The sequence below is a fragment of the Frateuria sp. genome, from assembly GCF_035695185.1.
Taxonomy (GTDB): Bacteria; Pseudomonadota; Gammaproteobacteria; order Xanthomonadales; family Rhodanobacteraceae; genus Frateuria_A.
This window is the reverse complement of sequence record NZ_DASSES010000179.1, coordinates 1-21,304: the sequence shown is the minus strand read 5'-3', so window position 1 is coordinate 21,304 and position 21,304 is coordinate 1. Positions and strand designations below refer to the sequence as shown.

Here is a 21,304-nt window from a genome sequence, read left to right as displayed (position 1 = left end):
GATGGAGGGCAAGAGCTACATCGGGGAGCTTTCCGGCAAACCGAAGGAGAAGGAATCCCTGCTCGGCCTGCTCAAGGGGCTGAAGGTGCTGCGCCAGCGCTACGGCCACGTCGCGCTCAATTTCGGCGAGCCGATCGAGCTGACCCCGCTGCTGGACGCGGCCAGCAGCGGCTGGCGCGCCGCCAGCGGCGATCCGGACGCCAAGCCCGAGTGGCTGGGCCGCGTGGTGGACGACCTCGCGGAACGCATCCAGGTCAACATCAACCGCGCCGCCGACGTCAACCCGATCAACCTGCTGGCGCTGGCACTGCTGGCCACGCCCAAGCACGCGATGGCCGAGAACGACCTGCTGGCGCAGCTGGAGCTGACCCGCGCACTGCTGGTCGAGCTGCCCTACTCCGACCGCATCACCGTAACGCCGATGGATCCGCCCGCGATCATCGCCTACGGCGAGCAGATGGGCTGGATCCGCCGCGTGCGCCATCCGCTGGGCGACGTGCTGAAAGCCGACGACGAGAACGCGGTGCTGCTTTCGTACTTCCGCAACAACGTGCTGCACCTGACCGCGACCGCGGCATGGGTGTCCTGCTGCTTCCTGAACAACCGGCGCATGACGCGCGCCTCGATGCTGCGCCTGGGCCGGATCATCTACCCGTTCATCCAGGGCGAGCTGTTCCTGCCCTGGGACTCGGACGGCTTCGTGGCGCAGATGCAGGGCACCATCGACTTCTTCGTGCGTCGCGGCCTGCTGGAGGCTTCCGCCGACGGCCGCGTGCTCGAGCGCGGGCCGGGCCAGGACGATGCCGCGTTCCAGCTCAAGACCATCGCGCGCAGCCTGATCCAGGCGTTCGAGCGCTACTACATCACCATCGCCGCGCTGGCCAAGAACGGCCCGCACACCACCAGTGCGGGGGAGCTGGAGAACGCCTGCGCGCTCACCGCGCAGCGGCTGTCGCTGCTCAACGAGCAGTCGGCGCCGGAGTTCTTCGACAAGGCGCTGTTCCGCGGCTTCATCCAGAAGCTGCGCGAGCAGAGGATCGTGTGGACCGACGAGGGCGGCAAGCTGGACTACGACCGCGCGCTGGAGGACATGGTGCGCGACGCCCGCGTGATCCTGGCGCGCGAGGTTCGCCACTCGATCCTGAAGATCACCGGCGTGGACGGCGACATGGATGCCCCGCCCAAGCCGGTCACCCACGTGCCCGAGGACAGCGGCAGCGAGGACCTGCACCGGCGCCACGTCGAGGCCGAGCAGCATCAGCACGCGCACGGGCACGAGGGCAAGGACACCTAGGCCTGCCTTCCCGGGGCCGGCCTGTGCGGTGGCCGGACAAGCTGCCTATGATGGGCGCTCCCTCCAGAGGAAGCTGCCGATGACCGTTCGTCCCGTGCTTGCCCTCGCCGCCGTGCTGGCGGCCAGTCCCCTGCTCGCTGCCGAAGCGCCGGCCCAGGGCGCGTTGACCGTGCTGCATTGCCCGCACCTGCTCGACCCGGCGGCCGGCAAGCTGCTGGGCGAGACCACCCTGGTCGTCGACGCCGGGCGCATCCGTGAAATCCGTCCGGGCACCGCCGATGCCAGCAGCTACGCGGCCGAGGCCAAGGTGCACGGGAAGGCATTCCAGCTGGTCGACCTGACCGGCGACACCTGCCTGCCCGGCCTGATCGATGCGCACACCCACCTGACCTTCGAGACCAGCCCCACCGGCTACACCGACCAGTTCCGCTGGAATCCGGCCGACTACGCGATCCGCTCCACGGTGTACGCCAGGCGCACCCTGCTCGCCGGTTTCACCGCCGTGCGCAACCTCGGCGACGGCGACAACGAGTCGATCGCCCTGCGCAACGCGATCAATGCCGGCGTGGTGCCCGGCCCGCGGATCTTCACCGCGGGCGTGCCGATCGGCTCCACCGGCGGCCACGCCGATCCCACCGACGGTTACCGCCAGGATCTGGCCGGCAACCCGGGCCCCAAAGACGGCATCATCAACAGCCCCGCCGATGCGTGGAAGGCGGTGCGCCAGCATTACAAGGACGGGGTCGACGTGATCAAGATCATGCCCTCCGGTGGCGTGCTGGACGAGAGCTCCAGCGCCGACAACCCGCAGATGACGATCGAGGAGATCAAGGCCGTGGTCGCCGCCGCGCACGACTATGGCTTCACCGTGGCCGCCCACGCGCACGGCGCCGAAGCGATCCGCCGGGCCGTCCTGGCGGGCGTCGACTCGATCGAGCATGGCACCTTCATGGATGACGCGGACATGAAGCTCATGAAGGAGCACGGCACCTGGTACGTGCCCACCATCATCGCCGGCAAGTACGTCGAGCAGATGGCGGCCAAGCCCGGCTACTACCCGCCGCAGGTGGCGCGCAAGGCCAGGCAGGTCGGCCCGATCATCCTGGCCACCGCGGGCCGCGCCTATAAGGCGGGCGTGAAGATCGCCTTCGGTACCGACGCGGCGGTGTACCCGCACGGACAGAACGCCAAGGAGTTCGCGTACATGGTGCAGGCGGGCATGCCGCCGATGTACGTGATCCAGGCCGCGACCACCCATGCGGCCGCGCTGCTGCACAAGTCCGACGAGCTGGGCCAGATCCAGCCCGGCCGCCACGCCGACGTGATCGCCGTGCCCGGCAACCCGCTCGAGGACATCACGGCGCTGCAGCGGGTGGGCTTCGTGATGAAGGACGGCACGATCTACAAGCAGGACGGCAAACCCGTGCTGTAAACACCGTTGCCCCTCTCCCCCGCGGGGAGAGGGCCGGGGTGAGGGGCCGGCTCGCGGGAACCCGGCCCGGAAGGGCAAGCGGAGCCCCTCACTCCCGGCGGCACCGGCGAAGCGGAACCCGCGGGACACCAGCCCTTCCGTCACGGGCATGCCCGCACGGGCGGATGGCATACTCGCCGCTTCCGTCCCCGGAGAAAGACCCGCATGCGCGTGATTCCCGCCCTCGCCCTCGGCGCGTTCGTCCTGCCGCTGTCCGCCCTTGCCGCCGACCCGCATTCCTATGCGCAGCCCGACCAGGTGCGCGTGACCCACCTGGATCTCGACCTGGCGATCGACTTCCCGCACAAGGCGCTGGACGGTACCGCCACGCTGAGCCTGGACTGGAAGAGCCCCGGGGCGCCCGCACTGGTGCTGGACACCCGCGATCTCAAAGTCGCCAAGGTCGAGGGCCTGGACGCCACCGGACGCGCCACCGCGCTGAAGTTCGCGCTGGCACCCCGCGACAAGGAGCTTGGCAGCAAGCTCACCATCCAGGCGCCGAAGCATCCGGCCAAGGTACGCATCGTCTATGCGACCTCGCCGCAGGCTTCCGGCCTGCAGTGGCTGACACCCGCGCAGACGGCCGACCGAAAACTGCCTTTCATGTTCTCGCAGTCCGAGTCGATCCACGCCCGCTCGTGGGTGCCGCTGCAGGACTCGCCGGCGATCCGCTTCACCTATTCGGCGCACGTGACCGCGCCGAAGGACGTGCGCGTGGTGATGAGCGCGCTCAACGACGCAAAGCATCCGCTCGACGGCGACTTCCGCTTCGACCAGCCGCACCCGATCCCCTCCTACCTGCTGGCGATCGCAGCGGGCGACATCGCGGTCAGGGAGACCGGCCCGCGTTCGGCCGTCTATGCCGAGCCATCGGTGGTCGGCAAGGCGGCCCACGAGTTCGAGGACACCGAAAAACTGATCGAGGCGACCGAGACGCTCTACGGCCCCTACGCCTGGGGTCGTTACGACATCCTGGTACTGCCGCCCTCCTTCCCGTTCGGCGGCATGGAAAACCCGAACATGACCTTCGCCACGCCGACCGTGCTGGTCGGCGACAAGAGCCTGGTCTCGCTGGTGTCGCATGAACTGGCGCACTCCTGGTCGGGCAACCTGGTGACCGCCGCGAGCTGGCGCGACATCTGGCTCAACGAGGGCTTCACCACCTACGTGCAGGGCCGCATCACCGAGGCGGTCTACGGCAAGGCGCTGGCCGACGAGGAGGCGCTGCTGTCGGCCCGCGCACTGCAGAAGTCGATCGGCGAGATGCCCGAGAACACCCAGCGCCTGGCGCCCGAGCCACGCGGCATCGGCGCGGACGACGCGCTCTCCGACGTCGCCTACGACAAGGGCTCCTGGTTCCTGCGCACGCTCGAGCAGCGCTTCGGCCGCGCGACCTTCGACGCCTGGTTGAAGGCCTACTTCCACCGCCACGCCTTCACCTCGATCACCACCGAGCAGATGCTCGCCGACATGAAGGCCAACCTGTTCGACACGCACCCGGGCAAGATGGCCTGGGACGAGGCCAGGGCCTGGGTCTACCAGCCGGGCATCCCCAAGGATGCGCCGCTGCCGACGTCCGCCCGCTTCCAGGCGATCGACAGGGAGCGCGCGGACTTCCTCGCCGGCACGCTGGACGCGGCGCAGCTGGATGCCAAGGGCTGGAACACGCAGGAGTGGATGTACTTCCTCGACCGCCTGCCCGATGCGCCGCCGCTGTCGAAGATCAGGCAGCTCGATGCCGCCTGGCATCTCACCGGGACACCGAACGCCGAGATCGGCATGCGCTGGTACAGCCACGCCATCGCCGCCGGCGACAAGGGCGTGTGGGAAGACGCGCGCGAGCACATGACCCGGATCGGCCGCATGTACCTCACCCTGCCCGTGTACAAGGCCTTCGCCGCCACGCCCGCGGGCCTTGCCTATGCCGAGGCGGCCTACGCCCAGGCGAAGGACGGCTACCACCCGCTGACCCAGGGGGCGATCGAGTCGATCCTGCGCAAGGCCAAGGCCGGCAAGCAGTAAGCCACCGACTCCCTCCCCTGCTTGCAGGGGAGGCTGGGGAGGGGTTGCTCCCCGCCTCTGCCCCCCCCTCCCAAGCTCCCCTTGCACGCAGGGGGGGGGATCCAGAGCTCAATCGAAGGAACGCCGATGACCCCGCCCGCGACCACCCGTCCCCTCTGGCAGCACATGCTGTACCGCCGCCTGAAGTTCTTCGGCGTGCTGGTGGCGCTGGTGGTGCTCGTGCTCGGCGGCAGCTACCTGTTCGCGCCGCAATGGCTGCTGCGCGCGCACGTGATGCGCCAGGCGATGGCCGCCCACGTGGAGGAACACACGCTGCGCGCCGGCGACACTACCTGGAGTTACTACGAAGGCGGCCAGGGGCCGACGCTGGTGCTGCTGCACGGCTTCGCCGCCGACAAGACCGTCTGGTTGCCGCTGGCCGCGCAGCTCACGCCGCACTTCCACCTGGTGATCCCGGACCTCCCCGGTTGGGGCCAGTCCTCGCGCATGCCGGACGCCAGCTACGACGTCCAGGCGCAGGCCGGGCGCCTGCAGGCCTTCCTCGCGGCGCTGAAGCTGCAGCGATTCGTGCTGGTCGGCCACTCGATGGGCGGCGCGATCGCCGGCGTGTACGCCGCCGGACACCCGCAGGGGGTCGCGGCGCTTGCGCTGCTGGACGCCTACGGCCTGAAGGCCAGGGAGAACGACTTCGACCGCGCCATCCGCGCCGGCAAGGACCCGTTCGTCTACGACGACCGCGCCGGCTTCGAACACGCGCTCAGGCTCGCGTTCCTGCAGCCGCCGAAGGTGCCCGGTCGCATCGAGGACGTCTTCGTCGCCCGCAACCGGAACGATCGGGCGTTCATCCAGCGCACCCTGGCCGCGTTGCGTCGGCCGGCGGATTTCCTGTCGCTGCAGCAGCAGCTCGGACGGCTGACCATGCCGGTACTGGGCCTGTGGTGCCGGGAGGACCGCCTGGTCGACCCGTCCGCGCTGGACAGCCTGCGCAACGGCCTGGTCCAGGCCCCGGCGATCAGCTCCAGCCTGCTCACCGGCTGCAACCACATGCCGATGATGGAAAAGCCCGAAGCCACCGCGCAGGTGCTGACCGGGTTCGTGCTGGGGCGCTGACCCGCCCCGCTAGAACACGCCGGGCACCAGCGCCTTCACCCGCCGCACGTAGTCGTCGTACGCGCTGCCGAACTGCTCGCGCATCCAGCGCTCTTCCAGCCGCAGCTTCATCATGAACGACACCGCGACGATGGCGAGGGCGAGCAGGCCGCGCAGCTCGCCCAGCGCGAGCGCGCTGCCCAGCAGGGCCAGCAGCAGCCCGGTATAGATCGGGTGGCGCACCAGCCGGTAGGGCCCGCGCACGACCAGCTCGTGCCCGTGCTTGATCTGCACCTCCGAACTCCAGTTGGCGCCCAGCACGCTGCGCGCACGGCAGGCGAACAGCACGCCGGCCCAGGTCAGGGCCAGGCCGAGCATCGCGACCCACGCGGCGTCCGGCATGACGCGCCAGTGCAGCAGGGACGAGGGGTAGCTGCGTACCGGCCGGATCAGCAGCGCGGCAACCGCCAGCGGCAGCCAGTACTTGAACAGGCGCGGTCCCAGCGGTTCGCTGCGGACCGGGCGCTTGACCCAGCGCGCGCTCGCGCCCCAGTACACCAGAAAGACCGCCCAGGCCGCCTCGATCCAGGGTGTGGTGTCGAAACCCATGATGCCCCCCGTGTCCTTGCAGGTCCCAGCCTGCGCATGCGGCAGGCACGGTAGCAGAGTGCCGCGGGCCGCGGCGGGCGCCTCGGTGTCTCAGTCGCCAGGCAGCCGCACGCCGAGCGAAGCCAGCCGGCGCAGGCCCTCGGCGCTGGGCAGCAGCGCGCGCCCGCGCGGGGCATGGCGCAACCAGCCGGCGTCGAGCATGGCAGCGGTCAGTGCCACGCCGAGCGGGCCACCCACGTGCAGGCGGCGCTCGGTCCAGTCCAGGCATCCGCGGCCGCGCAGGCCTGCCAGCCGGGTGGCCGCGGCCGGGTCGAGTCCCGCCCGGGCCAGCGCCGCGACGCCATCGGTGCGCAGGGCCAGGCCGTCGCTGGTGGTTGCCAGCAGGCCCCGGTCAAGCAGCACGCCGCACAAGGCCACGCCCAACTGGCCGGCGAGGTGGCGATAGCAGCTGCGCGCGCGGCGCAGGCCCGCATCGCCGGTGGGCGGTGTCAGCGAAGGACGCGGCAGCGCCAGCGCCTCGAGCCAGCCGGCCACTTCGTCGCCGGCCAGGCGGTAGTAGCGATGGCGTCCCTGCGCGTGCACGGCGAGCAGGCCGCCTTCGAGCAGGCGCTTGAGGTGTGCGCTGGCGGTCGGTGCGCCGACACCCGCGGCCTGCGCCAGCTCGCCGGCCGGCCGTGCGGTGCCGTCGACCAGGGCGAGCAGCATCGCTGCCCGGGCCGGCTCGGCGAGCAAGGCGCCGATTTCGGCCAGCTGATGCGGAGTGAGGGAGGCGGGGGGCATGGAGGGCAGTCTATGGCGCCCGCGCGGCGAACGTTTCGTTGCGCACCGAAGCGGCGCGTATCCGCCAAGGGGCGGCTAGGTCCCGCGCGGCTTCGCGCGATGCGTGGGCGTGGCCGACCACGGATCATCCGGCCACGGGTGCCTTGGATAGCGACCCTTGAGTTCCTTCTTCACCTCGGGATAGGTGCGCTCCCAGAAGCCCTTGAGGTCCTGCGTGACCTGGATCGGCCGGCCGGCCGGCGAGAGCAGGTGCAGCGTGACCGGCACGCGGCCGCCCGCCACGCGCGGCGTATCGGCCAGGCCGAACAGTTCCTGCAGCTTCACCGCCAGCACGGGGGGCTGGCCCGGCGGATAGTCGAGCCGGCGCACCTGGCCGCTGGGCACGGCGAGGGTTTCCGGCGCGTGCTGGTCGAGCTGGCGGCGTTGCTCGTAGTCGTACAGCGTGGCGAGCGCCTGGGAGAGCTCGTCGGCCGCGAGCGCGTCGAGCCTGCGCTTGCCCTGGAGGTACGGGCCGAGCCAGTGCTCCAGGGAGGCCAGCAGCATGGCGTCGGCGACATCCGGCAGGCCCAGTTCGGGCATCCAGCCGGCCAGCGCCTGCATGCGCGCGCGCAGGCGGCGCGCGTTCTCGCTCCAAGGCAACGCATCGATGCCGCGGTCGCGGATCGCCGCGAGCAGTGCGGGCAAGGCGTCTTCGGCCTGGACCGGCACGCTGCGCCGTTCCAGCACGATCTCGCCGAAGCGCCGCTCCTCGAATGCTTCCACCGCGGCGCGCGCCTCGTTCCAGCGCAGCGTGCGCTGGCGCCGGAAGTGCTGCGGGAAATCCTGCTCCAGGCGTCGCGGATCGAACGGCGCGGCGGCCAGCACCAGGCTGTCGCGCGCCTCCAGTCGCAGGTCGAGCACCACCAGCCACGGTTCGCCGAACAGCGCGCTGGCCTCGTGCAGGATGGCGCCCCGGCCGTTGGCCAGCGTGTAGCGGCGCGGGTTGGCCTCGTCCTGGCGGGCGATGCGGTCGGGCCAGGCATGCAGCAGCAGGTCGCCGACGGCGTGGCTGTCCGGCACCCCACTCGCGGCCGTGCGGACGTCCAGACGTCTGCGCCAGCCCTTGGCCGCCTGCTCGATGGCAGCCATGGCGCCGCTGTCGAAGCCGCCGCGCGTACCCGTCCCGGCGGCGGAACCCGGGCCGGTGGCACGTCGATCGCGCCAGGCATGCAGGGCCTCCACGCGCGCGCGGAAATCGTCGCTGCGCGCCTGTTCACCCCGCAGCGGCGAGCGCGCCTCGACCAGGGCCAGCAGGTCGGCAGCCAGCGGACGCAGTTCCGGCGGGGCACGCAGCGCCATGGCCGCCAGCCGCGGCGTCGCGCCGAGTTCGAGCATCTGCCGGCCCAGCGCCGTGATGCGGCCGTCCGCATCGAGCGCGTCCAGCGCGGCGAGCAGCTCGCGCGCCTGCGCCAGCGCGCCCGGTGGCGGCGGATCCAGCCAGCTCAGCGCGGCGGCACCGCCGGCGCTGACGCCCCAGGCGGCCAGTTCCAGTGCGAGTCCCGAGAGCTCGGCCTGCGCGATCTCCGGCGTGCGCGCGGCGTCCAGGCGACGGCTTTGTGGCCACAGGCGGTAGGCGGTGCCTTCGGCGACGCGACCGGCGCGGCCGGCGCGCTGGTCGGCCGAAGCCTGCGAGATCGGCACCGTTTCCAGCCGCGAGAAACCCGAGTTGGGATCGAAGCGGGGCTCGCGGGCGAGGCCCGCATCGATCACCGCACGGATGCCGGGCAGGGTCACGCTCGACTCGGCCACGTTGGTGGCGAGGATGACACGCCGCGTGCCCGGCTCGGCGGGCGCCAGCGCGGCCTGCTGTTCGGCCAGCGAGAGTTCGCCGTGCAGCGGTAGGATCTCGAACCCGCCCCCTTCGGGAAGGTGGAGAGTCTTTTCCAGCAGCGCGTTCGCGCGTGCTATCTCGCGACGGCCAGGCAGGAACACCAGCACGTCGCCGGGGTTCTCCTCGAGCGCCTGTCGCGTGATGCGGGCCAGGTGGTGTTCCGGGGTCTCCTGCGCACGCGCCGGCGGATGCGCGATGCGCACGGGAAAGCTGCGGCCCGGGCTGGACAGGCGCGGCGCGTCCAGCCAGTGCGCGATGCGCTCGCCGTCGAGCGTGGCCGACATCACCAGCAGGCGCAGGTCCGGGCGCAGGGTTGCCTGCACGTCGAGCGCCAGTGCCAGGCCGAGATCGCCGGCCAGGTGACGCTCATGGAATTCGTCGAACAGGATCGCGCCGACGCCGGCCAGTTCCGGGTCGTCCTGGATCAGCCGCGTGAGGATGCCCTCGGTGACCACTTCGATGCACGTGGCCGCGCTCACCCGCGACTCGAAGCGGATGCGGTAGCCGACGGTCCGGCCGACTTCTTCGCCGCGCTGGGCCGCCATGAACTGGGCGGCGGCGCGCGCGGCGATGCGGCGGGGCTCGAGCATCACGACGCGCCGGCCTTGCAGCCACGGCGCATCGAGCAGCGCGGGCGGCACCCGGGTGGTCTTGCCGGCGCCGGGCGGGGCTTCGAGGACCAGTCGCGGGTGGCTGGCGAGCGACGCGCGCAGCTCCGGCAGCAGCGGGTCGATCGGGAAGGCGGGTGGGGCTTGCGTCATCCGGGCCGATGATAGCCGGTGCTGCGCCGGCGCCCGTGGCCGGCGTGCCGCTGGCGGGCGATACCCTGCCGATCAGGGGCAGGGCATCGTCCGGCGGGCTCCCGCTATTTGCCGCCGGCCATGCACTGGGTCACCCACTTGCGTGCCGTGTCCACGCCGCCGGTGTCGCCCAGGTGCGTGCGGACACTGGCGATGATCTGCCAGTTGCGCGCGCACAGCTCGCCGTGCTGCGGGCCGTTGCGCCAGGACTCCAGCGCCAGCCGCTGCGCCGCGGCGTAGTCGGTCCGCTTGAGCGCGGCCTCGGCCTGCTGGTTGAGCTGCTCGGGCGTGGCCGGCGGCGTGGGCAGCGGCACGTCGGCCGGCGAGGCGGCCGCCGGCGGCGGCTCCTTGGCGCGTTCCGCCCGCAGCGGCGCGAGCGACTCGAACTTGGCCTGGTACTCGTCGGTGATGCGCTTGGCATCGTCGCTGGACCCGATCACCCGCGGGGTGATCAGCACGATCAGTTCGGAGCGGTTGCGGTGGCGGTCGGTGCTGCCGAACAGGCGACCGATCAGCGGGATGCGGTTGAGGCCCGGGATGCCGGTATCGGTGTTGCCCTCGTCCTGGCGGATCAGCCCGCCGAGCAGCACGGTCTGGCCGCTCTGCACGCCAACCTGGGTGGCGATCTCGCGCTGCTGGATGGTGTAGTTGCCGTTGGTGTCCTTGGTGCCCGGCACGCTCACCTGCTGCTTGATGTTGAGGTAGACCAGGCCACCCGGATTGATGCGCGGCTGCACGTCGAGGATCACGCCGGTACTGATGTACTGCACCTGCCCGACCGTGGTCGGATTGTTGTCCGTGTTGGTGCCCAGGCCGGTGGTGAAGAAGGTCTGGTTGACCGGGATCTCGTCGCCCGCCTGGATGTGCGCCACCTGGTTGTTCATCACCACCAGCGAGGGCGCCGAGAGCGTCTTGACGTTGCCCTTGGTCTCCTGCGCGTGCAATGCCACCTGCAGGTTGTTGTTGAGGAAGGAGTAGAAGAACGAGTCGCCGGTCGGGTTGTAGATCATGCCGCCGTTGCCCAGCGCCCATTGCTGCTGGTTGCCCGGCTGGCCGGGGGTGATCCCGCCGCTGCTGTTGGGCGTGCCGCCGACCAGGCCTTCCAGGTACCACTGCACGCCGAACTGGAACGCGCCGGTCAGCTGCACCTCGAGGATGCGCGTCTCGATCTGCACCTGCAGCGGCACGTTGTCCAGGCGCTGGATCGCGCTTTCGATCTCGGCCCATTGCGACGGCCGCGCACGCACCAGCAGCTGGTTGTTGGCGTCGACCGAGGAAATCTTGATCGAGCCATCGGCGGAACTGTACTGCTGGTCGTTGGCGGCGCTGGTGGCGTTGGCCAGGCCACCGGTGTTGCCGAACCCGCCGGGCGTGCCCGCGTTGCCGACGCCGCCCATGCCGCCGTTGTCGTAGTTGCCGCCGGCGCCGGCCAGGCCGCCGGTGGCGCCCGTGCCGGTGTCGTTGCCACCCTTGAATGCGCCTTCACCGCCGGCGATGCCGCCGCTGTTGCCGAAGCTGCCCGCGGTGCTGCCCATGGCGGCACCATTGGTGTTGTCGGCATTGCCCTGGGTACCCGAGGTGAGCCCCGGGCCGACCGCGCCGCCGCTGCTGCCGCTCGCCGAGGCATTGGTGTAGATCTGCGCCAGGTAGCGGGCCAGGTCCGAGGCCTTGATGTTGCGCACGTCGTAGACGTACAGCTGCGGCTCGTTGCCGCCGCCGCGGTCGATGCGCGCGATCCAGTCGCCCACCTCCTGCAGGTAGTCCGGCTGCGTGCTGATCACCACCAGCGCGTTGGTGCGCTCGATCGGGATGAAGCGCAGCATGCCGGCCAGCGGGCTGTCGCCCTGCTTGCCGAAGATCGCATCCAGCTTGGGCATCAGCTCGGTCACGTTGGCGCGCTCCAGGCTGAACACGCCCACCGACATGCCCTTGAGCCAGTCGACGTCGAAGGTGCGCACGGTGCGCGCGTAGTTGTCCAGCTCCTGCGGCGAGCCGGCCAGCACCAGCACGTTGCGCGCCGGGTCGGCCAGCAGGATGGAATCGGGCCGCGCGAACGGCTTGATCAGCTTCTGCATCTGCGCGGCGGAGATGTAGTGCAGCGGGAACAGCCGCGCCTGCATGCCGCCCTGCGGCGCCACCGCGCCGAGGCTGGGCGCGACGCTGCCGGCGACCGCGTTCTTGGCCGGCATCACCACGTAGCTGTTGCCCTGGCGCACCAGCGCGTTGCCGGTCCAGGACAGCAGCGTCTCCAGCACCGGCAGCGCCTGGCTGGCGTCGATCGGCTCGGAGGTGGAGAAGGAGATGTTGCCCTGCACGCCGGGCACGATGGTGTAGTTCTTCTTCAGGAAGTCGCCGAGGATCGCCTTGACCACCGCCTGCACCGGCTGGTTCTCGAAGTTGAAGGTGACCGCGCCCTGGCCGTGCGCCGGCGGGCGTGGACGGGCCAGCGCCTGGGGGTGGATGAACTCGCCGGTGCCGGTATTGATCTGCGGCTGCGGGCCGGCCTGACCGGCCGGACCCACGTTGTTGTTGAGTGGCAGCGGCGCCGGCGCGGGCTTCTCGGTACCGGCGATGGCCTCGCGCTGCAGCGCGTAGTCGTCGCGCGGCTGCGGCATGCTGGAGCAGCCGACAAGCCAGACCGTCAGCGCGACGGCGCCGACCCGGAAAAGACGGTGCAGGGCGTTGGGGAACATGGGTCAGCGATCTCCTTGTTGGGCCTTCGCGGCTGCCTGTTCGGCGCGGCGTTTCTGGATGGCGGCCTTGAGCAGGCGCAGGCGCGCGGCCTGGCGCTCCTCGTTGTTCATCTCCATGCGGGCGGGTGCGCCGCCACGCAGGGCCTGGATGGCGGCGCCGCCGCTCGGCCGGTTGTCTTCGTCGCCACCGCTCTGCGGCGGGGCCGGGCTGGAGGCCGGTTCGCCGGGCTGCGGGTTGCCGTTCTCTTCATCCTCGTCCGGCGGCTGCAGGCGATGGGAGCGGTCGATGACCTCGTCCGGCAGCACCGGCACGGAGCCGGCGGCGGCCGGGCCGGGCCGTACCTGGTCGATCGGTATCCCGGCCGGCAGCTGCAGTTCGATGCGGCCGCTGGAGGAGTCGAACACGGCCGAACGCGGCCTGACCTCGACCAGGGTCCAGCTGCCGTCCGGCAGGCTGGCACCTTCCTTCACGCGCAGCTCCTGGTTCTTGTCGGCTTCGCGCTTGTTGTGCAGCAGGGCCATGCGCAGCGAGGGCGTGATGATGATGCCGGTCAGCTGCATGTCGCCGAGCTGGCTGCCGCCGCTGGCGGCGTGCGCCACCGGCTTGCGGTCCGGATTGAACAGCGGCTGCTGCCACACCGGCGCATAGTGTTCCAGCGGCACCGGCGGCGGCAGCGTGGCGGCATGCTGGGCCGGCAGCGGCGTCGGTGCCCGTGGCGCGGCCCAGTGCACGCCGCGGCCGATGCCGGCCAGCAGCGCCAGGAACAGCACCCCGACGACCACGGTGGCGACGACCAGTGGCACGGTCAGGCGGCGTTGCGCGGCGGCGTTCATGGCCCCTCCCCGCCGCCAGCGCTGGTGGCGGCGGCCGGCGTGGCGGCCACTGCACCGTGCGACGGCCGCACGTAACCGGACAGGGTGAACTGCACTTCGAGCACCGGCTGGTTGCCCTGCTGCGCGGCGACCGGGTTGCGATAGATGCTCAAGTCGTCTACGAAAAGATAAGGCGTGCCCTGCTCCAGCGCGTTGAGGACCGCCACCAGCGGTTCCATGTCGCAGCGCAGGCTGATGCTGACGGCGGCCTTGCGGTAGGGGCTGTTGTCGTCGTCCGGCGGGTTGGGCAGCGGCATCTTCTGGGTGACCTCGCAGGCGCCGCCGGCGGTGTGCGCACCGACCGCATCGACCACCCGCTGCATCAGCCCGGCCGAGGCGGCACTGGGGTCGCTCTCGGGCAGGAATGCGGCGCTGGCCGCCTGCCCGGCGCCCAGCTCGGCGATGCGTTTCTGCAGCGCCGGCTTCTCGGCGATCGCCGCGGCGTAGCGGCTCTGGGTGTCGCGCAGGTCGGCCATCTGCGCGTCGACCGCGCGCAGCGGCGCCACGAACCACCAATGCACCAGCAGGAAATAGAGCAGCACCAGCGCCAGCACCAGCAGCAGCACGGCGGCGATGCGGCTGTCGCGCGGCTTCAGTTCCAGGCGCCTCATGGCTGCGCCTCCGTGCCCGCGCTGGCCGGCGCCGGCGATGCCCCGGTACCGGCCTGGCGCAGCTGCGCGACCATGTAGAAGCGCTCCTTGCCGCTGGCCGGGTCGGGCTGGATGCTGCCCTGGAAGTTGGGATCGCGGACGACCTTCGAATCCTTCAGCGCATCGATCAACGCCGCGGCCTGCGGCGCCTGGCCCTGGAAGCCGACCTGCCCGCTCGGATCGACGCTCAGTCGTTCCAGCCAGGCGCTCTGCGGCATCCGGCGGGTGAGGTCGAGCAGCAGGTCGAGCATCGTCACGCGGTTCTGCTTGCGCCGGACCAGGAAACTGGCGGCGCCGGCGTTGTCCTGCAGTTCCTGGCGCAAGGCGGCGACCTGTTGTGCCTCGGCCTGCATGTCCTGCACTTGCGCCTGCATGGCGGCGAGCGCCTGCTCGCGGTTGTTGAGCCATTGCGCCAGCGCCAGCACCAGCAGCAGCACGGCGGCACCGGCGAGCGCCAGGTTGAGGCGCTGGCGCGGGTTGGTGCGGTAAGGCACCCGCGCCGCCGGCAGCAGGTTCACGCCGAGCCGGCCGGTGCCCTCGGCGACGTCCACCGCATCGACGCGGATGCCGGCGCCTTCCAGTTCGGCCACCAGCGGATCGAGCGTGTCGCGGGGTACCGCCACCAGTTCGGCGAAGAAGCGCCCGGCCGGCGCCGGGGTGTCCAGCTCCAGCACGGCGTAATAGACCTGCTCGACGCGGAAAGGCGTCTGCCGGTCCATCTCGAAGGCGCCCACCTGCTGCAGGTTGTCCGCAGCCGCGCGCGGCAGCAGCAGTCGGCGGCGCAGGGCCGCCGTGGCCGGCAGCAGCAGCGCCAGGCGCAGGTCCTCGCGGTCCACCTCGCGCACCGCCGCCGACAGCGCGGCCTGCTCGATCGCCGCCTCGGTGCCGCGCGGCCATTGCGCACGCACCTCCGACTCCCCGGCACGGCGCAGTTCCCAGCGGCCGTCGGTTCGCTGCAGCAGGTACCACTGCGCGCCGCCGCCGAACAGCCGGCCCCACGAAGCCGGCAGCAGTGCACCCAGTTCGCCGAACCACCAGGCGAAGAAGCGCGGCAGCGGCGAGGCGCGCCAGGCGCGGCGCGCGCGGTCCAGTTGCGGCCGCAGCGATTGCGTTGCGTTGGTCATTCGCGGTCACCCTCCCGCCAGTGCAGCACCGCATAGGGCTGCGCCCCCGCACGAACGCCCTGCAGGCGTACGGTGGCATGCAGCACGGCGCGCGTGCCGTCGGCCATCGTGGCCTCCGAACGAATACTATGCGTCACTCCGTTGCCGGCGAACAGGCCGGCCACGCCGGGTCGCGTGTTCTTCCGCGCCGCGAGCACCTGGGCCACCCGTTCGGGGGTCATGCCCGGGATCGCCGCCAGCGCCAGTGGCTGGGCGGTGTTCGGATCGGGACTGTCGCGGCCGGACCAGATGGTGATGGCGCCGGCGATTTTCCGGTACAGCGCGGGCGTCATGCCTGCCACCTGCTGCAACTCCTCGATGCTCAGGAAGGGCGCATGGCGCGCCTGGTAACCGTTGGCCTGGTACACGTCCAGGCCCACCTTGCGGCCGGCGTTGAACTCGCGCCAGTCGACCACCGCGGCAGCCAGCTGCTGCGCCTCGCCCGGGCGCAGGCCGGCCGCGCGGAACAGGCCCTGCAGCACAATCGGCGAGGCGCTGTTGAGGTCCACCTTGCCACCCTCGTCGACCGCGCTGACCTGGACCTCGGCGCCGTCGAAGCGGAACCTGTAGGGCCGACCGTCGGCCAGCCAGCGCTCGGCCAGCCGCGGGTCCTGCAGGCCATAGATGGCACGCGACAGGCCAGCCTCCGCCGCGTAGTGCGCCTGCACCTGGGCGAACTGGAAGCGCGCCTGCAGGCCTTCGGTGCGCGCGCTCATCGCATAGCCGCCCAGCATGATCGCCAGCAGCGTGCAGGCCCACAGCACCAGCAGCAGGGCGACGCCGCGCTGGCTCCGGCGCGCGCTCACGGCGAGCTCCAGGCGATGTTCTGGCCCGCGGCATCGAGCATGGCGAACTGGCGCTGGTTGGCCGATGCATCCACCCGCAGCGGCGCAGTCAGCTGCGGCCAGTACCCGCCGGCGGGAAGCCTGAGGTCGATGCGCACCAGCTGCGGCAGGTGGTCGCCCTGGCGCCAGTCGCTGCGCCATGCCCCGGGGCGCCCCTGCGCGTCGACCCCGCGGTAATGGAAGCTCGCCTCGCGCACGTCCTCCAGCAGCACCTGCGGCGGTCCGGGCTTGAGCGGCTCGCCGCTGGGCGGCAGCAGGGCGAAGCGGACCTGCAACCGCTGCCCGCCCTTGCCGTTGTCGACCAGTTCGAGCGTCTGCACCTGCGGCCCGAGCTTGCCGAGATAGCCCGGCAAAGGCGCGACGAAGCTCATCGAGCCCGGCTCGCCGCGGAAGAAGATCGGTTCGTCGTTCTCCGGGTTCTTGCCCAGCTGCTGGGTCATCGCCTGCGCCAGCTCGTTGCGCAGGAACTGCTGCGCCGAGCGCACCGCGTCGAGCCGTTCCACCGCGGCGGTGCCCGAGCGCACGCTGTGCGAGGCGGTGCGGATGCCCGAGTAGACGCCTACCAGCAACAGCGCAAGCAGGGCCAGCGCGGCAAGCGTTTCGAGCAGGGTGAAGCCGTGGGCGCGCGCGGCGCGCGGGGAACGGGCAGGATCCCCGCGCAGACCGGCCCGGTCGTACCGGACCGGGGCAGACCCTTGGGCCTGCTGGCCCCACACCTGCCCCGCCCTCACGTTCCAGCCCCCCCCGGCTGCGGGCCACCGGCGCGCAACGTGCTGAAGCGCGCCGTGTAGTCGTGCCCCGCGCTGTGCCACATCACGTCCAGGTCGAGCCGGTAGAGCTTGAGCGGCGAGGCCGGCGCGCGCGGCTGTGGGCCGCTCGCTTGCGCGGTGGCCGGGGGCTGGAACGGCTGCACGTCGAGCTGCCAGCGATAGCGCTCGTCGAAGCGCCCGCTGCGGCGGCCGGTGCGGATCGGCTCGAGCACGAACGCGCTGTCGAGCAGGCTGCGTGCCCACATCGCCGCTTCGCTGCGCTCGGCCGAGCGCGCGGTGAGGTTGAGCGAACTGCCGGCCACGCGCATCAGCGAGGCGAAGGTGATGGCCAGCAGCAGCACCGCGGCGATCACTTCCAGCAGGGTGAAGCCGTGGGCACGCGCTGCCGTTCGCGAACGGGGAACGCGGCACCGGAAATGCGCCGTCCCGCGCGACGCATGCGCTGCGCCACGGGCGGGCATGGGCTGGCCGGATGCAAGGCACCCTTTGTTCCCCGTTGCCGGAATCCGGTTTCCCGCGCTCATATCGTCACCACGCTCACCGCGCCCGTGAGCCACGCCACGTTGACCTGCCAGCGACGCTCACCGCGCTGCAGGACGATGTGGCCACCGGTGGAGCTGCCGTCGGGAAAGAAGCGGATGCGGCCGGTGTGGTTGTCCGGCTGGTCCTCGCGCGCACTGGTGATGGACAGGCGCATGCCCCTGGGCAGCGCCACCTCCCGGCCACCGGCGGCCTGGTAGCTGGCGCTCTTGGTGTCCAGGTCGAACGTCTGTTCCTTGCCCTTGACGATGGCCTGCGCACGGGTGGTCCGCAACGCGGCCGCGAGCTCCACGCTGGCCGCCCGCGTGCGCGCGCTGGCGAGCCCCTGGGTGACCGACACGGCAGCCGCCGCCGCGGCGATGCCGATCAGCAGGATCACCGCGAGCATCTCGAGCAGGGTGAAGCCGCGAACATGCGTCGCGCGCCGGGAACCGGGCACCGGGAACGGGAAACGGGGCGACCCGGCGCGAGCGCCGCGTCGCACGCTTCGGGCGTGCGCGAAACCCGGGGACGCGTGGCGTCCCCGGTCCGGCGCTTCCCGTTCGCGGTTCCCTGCTTTCATTGCCAGCTGCCGATGTCCTTGCTGTAGCCGTCGCCACCGGGCTTGCCGTCCTGGCCGTAGAACACCAGGTCGTAGCTGCCGTGTTCGCCCGGCGCCTTGTAGCCGAACGGATGGCCGAACGGGTCGACCAGGTCCGAGGGCTTGGCGTACGGGCCCTGCCAGTTCGGCGCGTTCGGCGGCTTCTTCACCAGCGCATCCAGGCCCGCCGGCGGCGAGCCGTTGTCGAGCGCGTAGTTCTCGATCTTCTGGCCGAGCGTCATCAGCTGTGCCTTGCCGGCGCCGTACTTGCCCTTGTCGACGCTGCCGCCGACCTGGCGCACCACGATGGCGCCGATGATGCCGATCAGCACGATCACGGCGAGCATCTCCAGCAGGGTGAAGCCGCGGGCGCGCCGCGCCCGCATCGAGCGGTTGCGTTGGACATTCGAACTCATTGCATTCTCCACATCATTGAATGTTTGCCGTGAGGCTCAGCAGGGGTAGCAGGATCGCCGCCATGATGATCGCCACCAGCACGGTCATCACGATGGTCAGCGCCGGCACCAGCGCGGCCAGCAGGCGGTCGATCGCACGCTTCGATTCGAGGTCGAAGGTATCGGCGACCTTCAGCAGCATGCTGTCCAGCTGCCCCGCTTCCTCGCCCACCTGCACCATCTGCAACGACAGCCGCGGGAAGCGCTGCGAGCGCGCGAGCGCGGCACTCAGGCCGCCACCGCCCTTGACCTGCTCGGCCGCCTGCGCGAGCGCGTCGTCCAGCGCGGTGTTGCTCGTGACCTGGCGCGCGATGCCGATCGCGGTGAGCAGCGGCACACCGTTCTTGAGCAGGGTGCCGAGCGTGCGCGCGATACGCGCGGTCTCGACCTTCAGCAGCAGCGGCCCGATCACGCGCAGGGTCAGCAGCCTGGCGTGCCAGGCCATCCGCATCGCCGGATCGCGCAGGCGTGCGCGCCACACGGCGATGCCCGCGATCAGCACGATCAGCAGCAACCACCACCAGGTCTGGAGCACCTGGCCGATGAACAGCACCACGCGGGTGATCAGCGGGATGGGGACCTGCATGTCCTGGAAGATCGGCACGAACTGCGGCACCACGTAGGCCAGCAGCAGCACCAGCGAGCCGAGCACGCCGATCAGCAGGAAGGCCGGATAGATCAGTGCATTGATGATGCTGCCGCGCAGTTGCTGGGCGCGCTCCAGGTATTCGGCCAGGCGGCGCAGGGTGTCTTCCAGCGAACCGCCGGCCTCGCCTGCGCGTACCAGCGAGATGTACAGCTTGGGGAACACGCCGTGTTCCTCGTCCAGCGCCTGCGACAGCGTGGTGCCGCCGCGCACGCGGTCGCGCACGCGCTCGACCAGGCGCTTGGCGCGCTCGGCCTCGGGCAGTTCCATCAGGATGCCCAGCGCGCGGTCCAGCGGCTGGCCGGCGCCGAGCAGCGTGGCCAGCTGGTGGGTGAATTGCGCCAGCTGGTCGCCGGTGAACGGGCCTCGCTTGAACAGCGCGGCGAACGCCGAGCCCTCGCCCAGGGCGTCGGCGGGCTTGGCCTCCAGCGGCGTGTGGCCCTGGTCCTGCAGGCGGCCGATCGCCTCCTCCAGGCTGGGCGCCTCGATCTGGCCCTGCAGCACCTCCCCGGCGGCGCTGATGGCGCGGTAGCGGAACTGCGCCATGTCAGAGGCCCCGCGCGCGCTGCGCCCTCTCCCCACCGGGGAGAGGGCTGGGGTGAGGGGTCAAGGCTTGCAGGGAATGAAAAGCAGGGGCGCGCATGCTCGCGCTTTTCCAGACAAGAGCCGCGATCGCTCCGGGAGCGCTTCGGGCGAGCCCCGCCCCCTCACCCCGGCGGGGAGAGGAAGCAAGACCGCCGCCCCGCACGGCATCAGCCCTCCTGCGTGACACGCAGCACCTCCTCGAGGGTGGTGACGCCGGCCACGGCCTTGGCGATGCCGTCCTCGTACATCGTGCGCATGCCCTCGGCACGCGCCACGCGCTCGATCTCGCTGGCATCGGCGCGCTGCATCACCAGCCGGCGCAGCGGCTCGCTCATCACCAGGAATTCGACGATGGCACGGCGGCCGCGGTAGCCGGTCGGGTTGGCCGTGCTGCTACCGGGCTTCCACAGCCGGATCGGGCGCTCGTCGGTGTACTTCTCCAGCTCGAATTCGGCGATCACCTCGGGCGAGGCCTCGTAGGGAATGGCCGTCTCCGGATCGAGCCGGCGCACCAGCCGTTGGGCCAGGATCGCGTTGACGGTCGAGCCGAGCAGGTAATCCTCGACACCCATATCAAGGAGCCGGGTGACGCCGCCGGCGGCCGAGTTGGTGTGCAGCGTGGAGAGCACCAGGTGACCGGTCAGCGCGGACTGGATCGCGATGCGGCAGGTCTCCAGGTCGCGCATCTCGCCGATCATGATCACGTCCGGATCCTGGCGCATGATCGAGCGCAGCGCATTGGCGAAGTCGAGCCCGATCTGCGGCTTGACCTGGATCTGGTTGATGCCTTCGAGCTGGTACTCGACCGGGTCCTCGACGGTGATGATCTTCACGTCGGGCGTATTGATTCGCGAGAGCGCGGTGTACAGCGTGGTGGTCTTGCCCGAACCGGTCGGGCCGGTCACCAGCAGGATGCCGTTGGGGCGCTCGAGGACCTCGACGAAGCGCTGCTCGAACTCCGGCGTGAAACCGAGCGAGGCGAAATCGAACACCACCGACTCGCGGTCCAGGATGCGCATCACCACCGACTCGCCGTACGCGGTCGGCACGGTCGACACGCGCAGGTCCAGCTCCTTGCCCTGCACGCGCAACTGGATGCGGCCATCCTGCGGCAGCCGGCGCTCGGCGATGTTGAGCTTGGCCATGATCTTGACGCGCGAGATCACCGCGGCGGTGGAAGAGGACGGTGGCGCCTCGACTTCGTGCAGGACACCGTCGATGCGGTAGCGCACCTTCAGCCGGTTCTCGAACGGCTCGATGTGCACGTCCGACGCACGCTGCTCGACCGCGCGCTGGAGGATCAGGTTGACCAGCCGGATCACCGGCGCCTCGGAGGCGAGATCGCGCAGGTGTTCGACGTCGTCCTCCTCGCTGGCCTCGCCGCCGAGGTTTTCCACGATCGTGCCCATCGCGGAGCGGCCGGTGCCGTAGTAGCGCTCGATCAGGTCATCGATTTCCGAACGCAGGCCGACGCGCAGGGCCACCGGCCGGCCGGCGGCCAGTTCGATCGCCTGCAGCGGATAGGGATCGGCCGGATCAGCCACCACCAGCGCCAGGTCGTCCTCGCCC

General features: G+C 71.0%; 17 protein-coding genes and 1 pseudogene. 4 read left to right on the top strand and 14 right to left on the bottom strand.

Annotation, left to right across the window (positions count from 1 at the left end; genetic code table 11):
* From VFH59_RS14520 to VFH59_RS14505, 4 genes and pseudogenes are all read left to right on the top strand, one after another.
* Window positions 1–1,294, top strand: a pseudogene (locus tag VFH59_RS14520) (glycerol-3-phosphate 1-O-acyltransferase); the annotation flags it as partial.
* A 79-nt stretch (window positions 1,295–1,373) separates the two neighbouring features.
* Window positions 1,374–2,726, top strand: coding sequence for an amidohydrolase family protein (locus VFH59_RS14515; protein WP_325165619.1), 1,353 nt, complete (start codon window positions 1,374–1,376; stop codon window positions 2,724–2,726).
* A 204-nt stretch (window positions 2,727–2,930) separates the two neighbouring features.
* Window positions 2,931–4,787, top strand: coding sequence for a M1 family metallopeptidase (locus tag VFH59_RS14510; protein ID WP_325165618.1), 1,857 nt, complete (start codon window positions 2,931–2,933; stop codon window positions 4,785–4,787).
* Window positions 4,788–4,952: 165 nt separating this feature from the next.
* A complete protein-coding gene (locus VFH59_RS14505) occupies window positions 4,953–5,897 on the top strand; it encodes an alpha/beta fold hydrolase (protein WP_325165622.1) in 945 nt (314 codons plus the stop codon).
* Window positions 5,898–5,906: 9 nt separating this feature from the next.
* Here the strand turns inward: VFH59_RS14505 and VFH59_RS14500 are convergent, their stop codons facing one another.
* The 14 genes from VFH59_RS14500 to gspE form a co-directional block, all read right to left on the bottom strand.
* Window positions 5,907–6,485 carry an isoprenylcysteine carboxylmethyltransferase family protein gene (locus VFH59_RS14500; protein ID WP_325165617.1) on the bottom strand — a complete coding sequence of 193 codons (579 nt, stop codon included), beginning with the start codon at window positions 6,483–6,485 and terminating at the stop codon, window positions 5,907–5,909.
* A 90-nt stretch (window positions 6,486–6,575) separates the two neighbouring features.
* On the bottom strand, window positions 6,576–7,265 hold the full coding sequence (locus tag VFH59_RS14495) for a helix-turn-helix transcriptional regulator (RefSeq protein ID WP_325165616.1): 690 nt from the start codon (window positions 7,263–7,265) through the stop codon (window positions 6,576–6,578).
* 75 nt (window positions 7,266–7,340) lie between these two features.
* Window positions 7,341–9,896, bottom strand: a complete 2,556-nt coding sequence (hrpB, locus tag VFH59_RS14490) for an ATP-dependent helicase HrpB (protein ID WP_325165615.1) — start codon at window positions 9,894–9,896, stop codon at window positions 7,341–7,343.
* Window positions 9,897–10,000: 104 nt separating this feature from the next.
* The gene (gene gspD / locus VFH59_RS14485) at window positions 10,001–12,628 is read right to left on the bottom strand and encodes a type II secretion system secretin GspD (protein WP_325165614.1); all 2,628 of its coding nucleotides are present in this window, start codon (window positions 12,626–12,628) and stop codon (window positions 10,001–10,003) included.
* A gap of 3 nt (window positions 12,629–12,631) precedes the next feature.
* Window positions 12,632–13,462: a hypothetical protein gene (locus tag VFH59_RS14480; protein ID WP_325165613.1), complete on the bottom strand. Its 831-nt coding sequence runs from the start codon at window positions 13,460–13,462 to the stop codon at window positions 12,632–12,634.
* Window positions 13,459–14,112, bottom strand: a complete 654-nt coding sequence (gene gspM / locus VFH59_RS14475; RefSeq protein ID WP_325165612.1) for a type II secretion system protein GspM — start codon at window positions 14,110–14,112, stop codon at window positions 13,459–13,461. Before gspM ends, VFH59_RS14480 begins: the two co-directional genes overlap by 4 nt.
* Complete coding sequence (locus VFH59_RS14470; protein WP_325165611.1) at window positions 14,109–15,275, bottom strand: PilN domain-containing protein; 1,167 nt, start codon at window positions 15,273–15,275, stop codon at window positions 14,109–14,111. Before VFH59_RS14470 ends, gspM begins: the two co-directional genes overlap by 4 nt.
* The gene (locus VFH59_RS14465; protein ID WP_325165610.1) at window positions 15,272–16,120 is read right to left on the bottom strand and encodes a type II secretion system protein GspK; all 849 of its coding nucleotides are present in this window, start codon (window positions 16,118–16,120) and stop codon (window positions 15,272–15,274) included. Before VFH59_RS14465 ends, VFH59_RS14470 begins: the two co-directional genes overlap by 4 nt.
* Window positions 16,117–16,890: a prepilin-type N-terminal cleavage/methylation domain-containing protein gene (locus VFH59_RS14460; RefSeq protein ID WP_325165609.1), complete on the bottom strand. Its 774-nt coding sequence runs from the start codon at window positions 16,888–16,890 to the stop codon at window positions 16,117–16,119. The genes VFH59_RS14465 and VFH59_RS14460 overlap by 4 nt, the downstream gene beginning before the upstream one ends.
* Window positions 16,887–17,390: a type IV pilus modification PilV family protein gene (locus VFH59_RS14455; RefSeq protein ID WP_325165608.1), complete on the bottom strand. Its 504-nt coding sequence runs from the start codon at window positions 17,388–17,390 to the stop codon at window positions 16,887–16,889. The genes VFH59_RS14460 and VFH59_RS14455 overlap by 4 nt, the downstream gene beginning before the upstream one ends.
* Before the next feature lie 59 nt (window positions 17,391–17,449).
* Window positions 17,450–17,908: a GspH/FimT family pseudopilin gene (locus tag VFH59_RS14450; protein ID WP_325165621.1), complete on the bottom strand. Its 459-nt coding sequence runs from the start codon at window positions 17,906–17,908 to the stop codon at window positions 17,450–17,452.
* Window positions 17,909–18,027: 119 nt separating this feature from the next.
* Window positions 18,028–18,435, bottom strand: coding sequence for a type II secretion system major pseudopilin GspG (gene gspG, locus VFH59_RS14445; RefSeq protein WP_325165620.1), 408 nt, complete (start codon window positions 18,433–18,435; stop codon window positions 18,028–18,030).
* Window positions 18,436–18,478: 43 nt separating this feature from the next.
* On the bottom strand, window positions 18,479–19,696 hold the full coding sequence (gspF, locus tag VFH59_RS14440) for a type II secretion system inner membrane protein GspF (protein ID WP_325165607.1): 1,218 nt from the start codon (window positions 19,694–19,696) through the stop codon (window positions 18,479–18,481).
* A 206-nt stretch (window positions 19,697–19,902) separates the two neighbouring features.
* A partial coding sequence (gene gspE / locus VFH59_RS14435; protein ID WP_325165606.1) for a type II secretion system ATPase GspE occupies window positions 19,903–21,304 on the bottom strand: 1,402 nt, incomplete at its 5' end.

Coding starts and splice junctions, on each gene's coding strand:
- VFH59_RS14495 (WP_325165616.1), bottom strand. CDS start 7,265: ATGCCCCCCGCCTCCCTCACTCCGCATCAGCTGGCCGAAATCGGCGCC.
- gspF (WP_325165607.1), bottom strand. CDS start 19,696: ATGGCGCAGTTCCGCTACCGCGCCATCAGCGCCGCCGGGGAGGTGCTG.
- hrpB (WP_325165615.1), bottom strand. CDS start 9,896: ATGACGCAAGCCCCACCCGCCTTCCCGATCGACCCGCTGCTGCCGGAG.
- VFH59_RS14505 (WP_325165622.1), top strand. CDS start 4,953: ATGCTGTACCGCCGCCTGAAGTTCTTCGGCGTGCTGGTGGCGCTGGTG.
- VFH59_RS14480 (WP_325165613.1), bottom strand. CDS start 13,462: ATGAACGCCGCCGCGCAACGCCGCCTGACCGTGCCACTGGTCGTCGCC.
- gspM (WP_325165612.1), bottom strand. CDS start 14,112: ATGAGGCGCCTGGAACTGAAGCCGCGCGACAGCCGCATCGCCGCCGTG.
- gspG (WP_325165620.1), bottom strand. CDS start 18,435: ATGCGGGCGCGGCGCGCCCGCGGCTTCACCCTGCTGGAGATGCTCGCC.
- VFH59_RS14515 (WP_325165619.1), top strand. CDS start 1,374: ATGACCGTTCGTCCCGTGCTTGCCCTCGCCGCCGTGCTGGCGGCCAGT.
- VFH59_RS14455 (WP_325165608.1), bottom strand. CDS start 17,390: ATGCCCGCCCGTGGCGCAGCGCATGCGTCGCGCGGGACGGCGCATTTC.
- gspD (WP_325165614.1), bottom strand. CDS start 12,628: ATGTTCCCCAACGCCCTGCACCGTCTTTTCCGGGTCGGCGCCGTCGCG.
- VFH59_RS14510 (WP_325165618.1), top strand. CDS start 2,931: ATGCGCGTGATTCCCGCCCTCGCCCTCGGCGCGTTCGTCCTGCCGCTG.
- VFH59_RS14470 (WP_325165611.1), bottom strand. CDS start 15,275: ATGACCAACGCAACGCAATCGCTGCGGCCGCAACTGGACCGCGCGCGC.
- VFH59_RS14500 (WP_325165617.1), bottom strand. CDS start 6,485: ATGGGTTTCGACACCACACCCTGGATCGAGGCGGCCTGGGCGGTCTTT.